Genomic DNA, 4,886 nt, shown 5'->3' with positions numbered 1-4,886 from the left:
CCCCTAACCCCTCCCCTGAAGGGGAGGGGAATTTAAACTCCGCTCGCGCCTCACCAAAAGCCGTTGGCACAACATCCGCGCCGCCCATTGCTTCGGCCACCGTGCCATCCGCCAGATCGACAAATGCAAGCCCCTCGGCCAGCTTCAACGCCTGCTCAAAACTGTCCGCCAGCCGTGTCTGGATGCCGTCCTTCACGACGATGCGGTCGACGACGACCTCAATGTCATGCTTGTATTTCTTGTCGAGCGCGGGGGCTTCCTCGATGGCGTAGAATTCGCCGTCGATGCGCACGCGGGTATAGCCCGCCTTCTGCCATTCGAGCAGCTCCTTGCGATACTCGCCTTTCCGGCCCTGCACGGTGGGGGCAAGCAGATAGGCGCGCGTGCCCTCGGGCAGCTGCATCACCCGATCGACCATCTGCGTCACCGTCTGCGCGGTGATCGGCAGGCCGGTGGCAGGCGAATAGGGTATGCCAACGCGCGCCCATAGCAGGCGCATATAATCGTAGATTTCGGTGACGGTTGCGACCGTCGAGCGCGGGTTGCGCGACGTGGTTTTCTGTTCGATTGAAATCGCTGGCGACAAGCCCTCAATATGCTCGACATCGGGCTTCTGCATCATCTCGAGGAACTGCCGCGCATAGGCGCTGAGCGACTCCACATAGCGCCGCTGCCCCTCAGCATAGATGGTGTCGAACGCCAGCGAGGATTTGCCGCTGCCCGACAGGCCGGTAATCACGATCAGCTTGTCGCGCGGCAGATCGATATCGATGCCTTTTAGGTTGTGCTCGCGCGCACCGCGCACCGAAATATGGGTGAGGCTCATAGATCGCTTGTTCCAGATTTGTTCACAAAGCGCAAGAGCGCGCTGTTCCAAAACGAGATGGCGGCGCTTGCGGGGTTTTGCAACCCGGCGCTTTTGCTGTAAAAAGAACATCATGCAGCGACCTGGGGGCAGATTCGCAGCGTATCGAAACGCTTTGTGCGCGGTGCTAGGCATCGCCGCCTTTGCCGCACCTGCAATTGCGCAATCCGAAATCGTCTTTGCGCCGGGCACCGGTGACGCAACACTGATCACAGCGCAACCGGCCGGTCCGGCGTTCAAGCGTTTCTCCTGCACCGGTTTTCAGGAAGCCAAGGCGAAATTGCTGTCGGTCTATTCGGGCGAGCAATCGGAAGGCTTGGCAACACCGCAACACCGGCTTGATCGCTCGCTGCTCGACGAAACGCTGGCAAGCTATGAAAAGCATGTCTGCCTATGGGGCAGCGGCGGCGGGCCTTCGATGATGGTCGTTGTCGATTTCGCCAAGCGCAGTGCAGACCCGCGGCTCTATATCGTCGATTTGGAAAGCGGGCTGGGGCTCGATACACCTGTCGTCGTCGCGCATGGCATTGGCTCGGATCCCGACGATGATGGCTATGCTGATGCCTTTGGCAATGTCTATGAAAGCTGGATGTCCTCACTGGGAGCCGCGCGCGGAGGGGAGCTGTATCGAGGGCGCAACGGCTTGTCGCTGCGGCTCGACGGGCTCGACCCCTCAAACAGTGCGATGCGAACGCGTGACATTGTGGTGCACAGCTATGCCGCGGAGCGGCGGCGATATTTCAACTATAGCTTGATGTCAGCGCGTGGCGGCAAGCCGGGAACGAGCGAGGGTTGCTTCGTGGTCGAACCGCACCGGCGCGACTGGCTGTTTGACCGCTTGCGCGATGGCGGTTTTCTCTTTGCTGGGCTGGGCAAGAAAAGCCTCGAGGGGCGCCAGCAATTGGCACCGACCAACGCTGCGGCGCCTGCCAGAAGTGCGCTGGAAGAGGTGTTGTTCCGGCAGGGAACGGGGAATTAGGGTTGCGGCGGCGGAGCCGGCCCGGGCGAAAATAACATAGCCAGCATCCGCTTTGCAGCGAACAAGCCCCAAATAGCCAAACCAAGTAGCACCACCGCGATTACCGCCGCGATGATCGGATTGGCAAAGGCCAGTGCGAGCAATCCGCCGGTCACCACATCCTCTGCCGTCGACAATATCACATTGCTAACCGGTTCCGGGCTGGTGTTCACCGCCGCACGGGCCGTCGCCTTTGTGGCATGGCTGGCCAAAGCGGCACCACCCCCCAGCAGGAAAACGATCACCTGCCAGACGGGATCACCCGCATCGACTACAGCAAGCGCGAGCATGGCCCCGCCCAAAGGCCGGATCAAAGTGTTGAGGCCATCCCAGATTGAATCGAGCCAGGCGACCTTGTCTGCGAAAAACTCTGCAACCGCGCCCAGCCCTGCGATGCCAATCACCCAGGGGTTGGCGAGCGCATCGAGCATTTTGAGGTTTTCGGGCAAGTCGACCACGCCAAAATACATGGCCAGACCGGTGCCAAAGACAGTGAGGTAGAGCCTCCAGCCCGATAACAGGCTGACACTGGCGGCGAGGCCCAGTAATTCGACGATACCCATCCAGCCTCTCCCCGAGTTATGCTGCGGACCGGGCGATGGTGCCAGTTTGCACGGGCGGTGGCAATGGGGAGGATCGAGAGTTTACTTCACCCCTCTTTTTAAGGGGAGGGGCTTCTAAGTCTGGCCGCCCCGCCGGGTGTGTTCGACAGCGGGACGACCAAGGGGGAAGGGAGAGGGTATGCGGCCTCAGCGTTTGCGCTGTTTGCGGGTGACGCTGGTGTCGCGGGTCACATTGCCGTTAGAACGCGTCACCGTATCGTTGCGGTTATAGATCTCATTGCCATTGCGCGAAGCTGAACGGTTGGCGGTGAAACCATTGTCGGTGCGGGTTTTGTATCCCGAATAGCTGTACTCTCCGCCATTGGGTCCGCTGCCGCTGCCGGTGGCTGTCCAGCCATTGTCGGTCTTGGTGCGCTCATAATCATAGGTCGTGGTCTTGCCGTTGAAGCCGGTGCGCGATCCGCTGCTGGTGAAGCCGGTGTCGGTGCGCTGGCGGTCGCGTTCGGAGGTTGCGGTTGCGCCGTCGCTTTTGCGGGTGACAATCTTGTCTGAACTGAAAGTGCCTGCATCCTTGTCACGCACGGTGGTTTTCGTGCCGCTGGCCTTGGGGCCGTCAAAGGTTGAGGTGCGGGTTGCGGGCTCTGCTTGCGCGATCCCGGCAAGGAAAGCGGCAGAGAGGGTAAACGCTATCAGCTTTTTCATGGGTTGAGTCCTTTGCTGTCTGTTCGGGGCGGCCTTTTGTCCGTCCTCAAACAGTCAACGCACGACTTCGGAATTCCCTTCGTTTGCCGGTTCGAATTTTTCTTCGGTCGTTTGCCCGGTGCTTTGCAGGATAGCCCGAATTTCCTGCCGGATAGCCCGACGTTCGGCAAAAGGTGCCGTGCGCAGCTGCTGCCTTAATTCGGCGAGTTTTGCCTTCTGGTCGGCAGGAAGCTGCTGATAGGCTTCGCGCGCCGCTTCAATTTTTGCGGGATCAATTTGACGTTGCGGCAAGGCGGAAGGCACCTCGGCGTCGCGCGGTTGCAGCGACACCGGACCAGCCGTGCGTTCACGCAGTTCGCGCCGGACGATCTGCCGCTCGATACGCTGTTTGAGCGCAGGGCGGATTTCGGTGTGATGCTCGGTAAGCGCCTGCCTCAACTCGGGCAGGGTGACCTCGCCCGATTGTAGCAGGGTGCGAATTTCCTGCCGGGCGATGGCGACTCGTTCGCGGCGCGGCAGGGTGCGATATTCGGGGTCGGCGCGCAGCCGGTCATAAAGCGAGCGCACCGCTTCGCGGCCGGTTGCCTTGGGCACCTCGGCGGCTTTGGTGTCGACTTCGCTGACAGCGACAGCCTTGGGTGCGGGCTTTGCTGTACGTGCGGGCAATTCTACCAGCTTGGCCTTGGCAAGCGCATCGCTCACCACCGGCACATAGACCGGCTCACCGAAAAAGCCTGATGCAGCGGCGGTGGCTGTCGCAATTCCGAAGGCCGCTACCACGGTGACCACCCGTCCCGAACGGCGCCAGCTTGTGCTGCCGAACCGTCGGCGCGCCGAAGGAATCTGGGGAGTTATCGCTGCATTATCCGCAGGCAAATCACCGGCTGCAATGCGCGCAGCCAGTCGTTCGCCAAAGCCAGTTGGAACAGGCGGCACCGTCAGCCGGTCGAGCGCGGCGCTGATATGTTGGGGGAAGGCAGGTTCGGTCATGCCGTCACCCCTTTGCCTTCGACACATTCGCGCAACGTGCCGCGTGCGCGGAACAGCAGCGATTCAAACGCTTTGATCTGCATGGCCAAAATGTCGGCGGCCATCCTGTTTTGCCTTTCCTCATAATAAGTCAGCACAATTGCTGCGCGTTGCCGGTCGGGCAGTGCCTCGATGCAGGCGGCAACGGCGCTGCGCACATCATCTTGCGCGATCACTTCGTCAGCGAGCGGGCTTTCGTCGGCGCGTTCGGGCATGGCATCGTCGCCTACAAAACGACGGCGGCGGATGCGATCGAGGCAGGCATTGGTCGCGACGCGCGTCAGCCATGCGGCCACGCCGGGCCCGCCTGCCTGCCAGCGCTCGGCAAATTGCCACAACCGCAGCAGCGCATCCTGCGCGACATCTTCGGCCTCGGCAGCATCGTTCAACATGCGAAAGGCAATCCGCCAGGGGATGTCGGCATGACGATCGGCAAGCAGGCGCAAGGCACCCGCATCACGCGCGGCGACGCGCGCCATCAGCGCGTCATCGCTTTCGCTCGCTATCACTTGCGCGGTTGTCGCCATTAAGGTCCGGTCCTTAGCTTCACTGCCTTTGATGCTATAACGTGCGGGTTACAAAAACCCTTCGCGAAAAAATGATAGCTTGGCAGAAGCGGCTTTCCATGCTGCAAAGAGGCGATGTCTGAAGAATTATTGATCCACCCCGTCACCGGCGAAGTCATGCCGCCCGCGCCCCCCGCCGCCAC

General features: G+C 61.2%; 6 protein-coding genes and 1 pseudogene. 1 reads left to right on the top strand and 6 read right to left on the bottom strand.

Annotated elements, in window-relative coordinates; all coding sequences use genetic code 11:
* Positions 1–826 (bottom strand): annotated as a pseudogene (locus tag ABL922_RS14095) (excinuclease ABC subunit A); the annotation flags it as partial.
* 112 nt (positions 827–938) lie between these two features.
* Here ABL922_RS14095 and ABL922_RS14090 point away from each other — a divergent pair.
* The gene (locus ABL922_RS14090; RefSeq protein ID WP_349024846.1) at positions 939–1,844 is read left to right on the top strand and encodes a murein L,D-transpeptidase catalytic domain-containing protein; all 906 of its coding nucleotides are present in this window, start codon (positions 939–941) and stop codon (positions 1,842–1,844) included.
* On the opposite strand, the gene ABL922_RS14085 is transcribed toward ABL922_RS14090, so the two are convergent.
* The 5 genes from ABL922_RS14085 to ABL922_RS14065 all read right to left on the bottom strand — a co-directional run.
* On the bottom strand, positions 1,841–2,446 hold the full coding sequence (locus ABL922_RS14085) for a DUF4126 domain-containing protein (protein WP_349024845.1): 606 nt from the start codon (positions 2,444–2,446) through the stop codon (positions 1,841–1,843). The two genes, ABL922_RS14090 and ABL922_RS14085, sit on opposite strands and share 4 nt — an antisense overlap.
* Before the next feature lie 186 nt (positions 2,447–2,632).
* Positions 2,633–3,148 (bottom strand): hypothetical protein, encoded by a 516-nt coding sequence (locus tag ABL922_RS14080; protein WP_349024844.1) that lies wholly within the window; start codon positions 3,146–3,148, stop codon positions 2,633–2,635.
* 54 nt (positions 3,149–3,202) lie between these two features.
* A complete protein-coding gene (locus ABL922_RS14075; RefSeq protein WP_349024843.1) occupies positions 3,203–4,138 on the bottom strand; it encodes a hypothetical protein in 936 nt (311 codons plus the stop codon).
* Complete coding sequence (locus ABL922_RS14070) at positions 4,135–4,704, bottom strand: sigma-70 family RNA polymerase sigma factor (RefSeq protein ID WP_349024842.1); 570 nt, start codon at positions 4,702–4,704, stop codon at positions 4,135–4,137. Before ABL922_RS14070 ends, ABL922_RS14075 begins: the two co-directional genes overlap by 4 nt.
* A partial coding sequence (locus tag ABL922_RS14065; RefSeq protein WP_349024841.1) for a hypothetical protein occupies positions 4,704–4,886 on the bottom strand: 183 nt, incomplete at its 5' end. The genes ABL922_RS14070 and ABL922_RS14065, both read right to left, overlap by 1 nt.

The organism is Sphingorhabdus sp. (genome assembly GCF_040079335.1).
GTDB lineage: Bacteria > Pseudomonadota > Alphaproteobacteria > Sphingomonadales > Sphingomonadaceae > Sphingorhabdus_B.
This window is presented reverse-complemented; position numbering and strand designations above follow the sequence as displayed.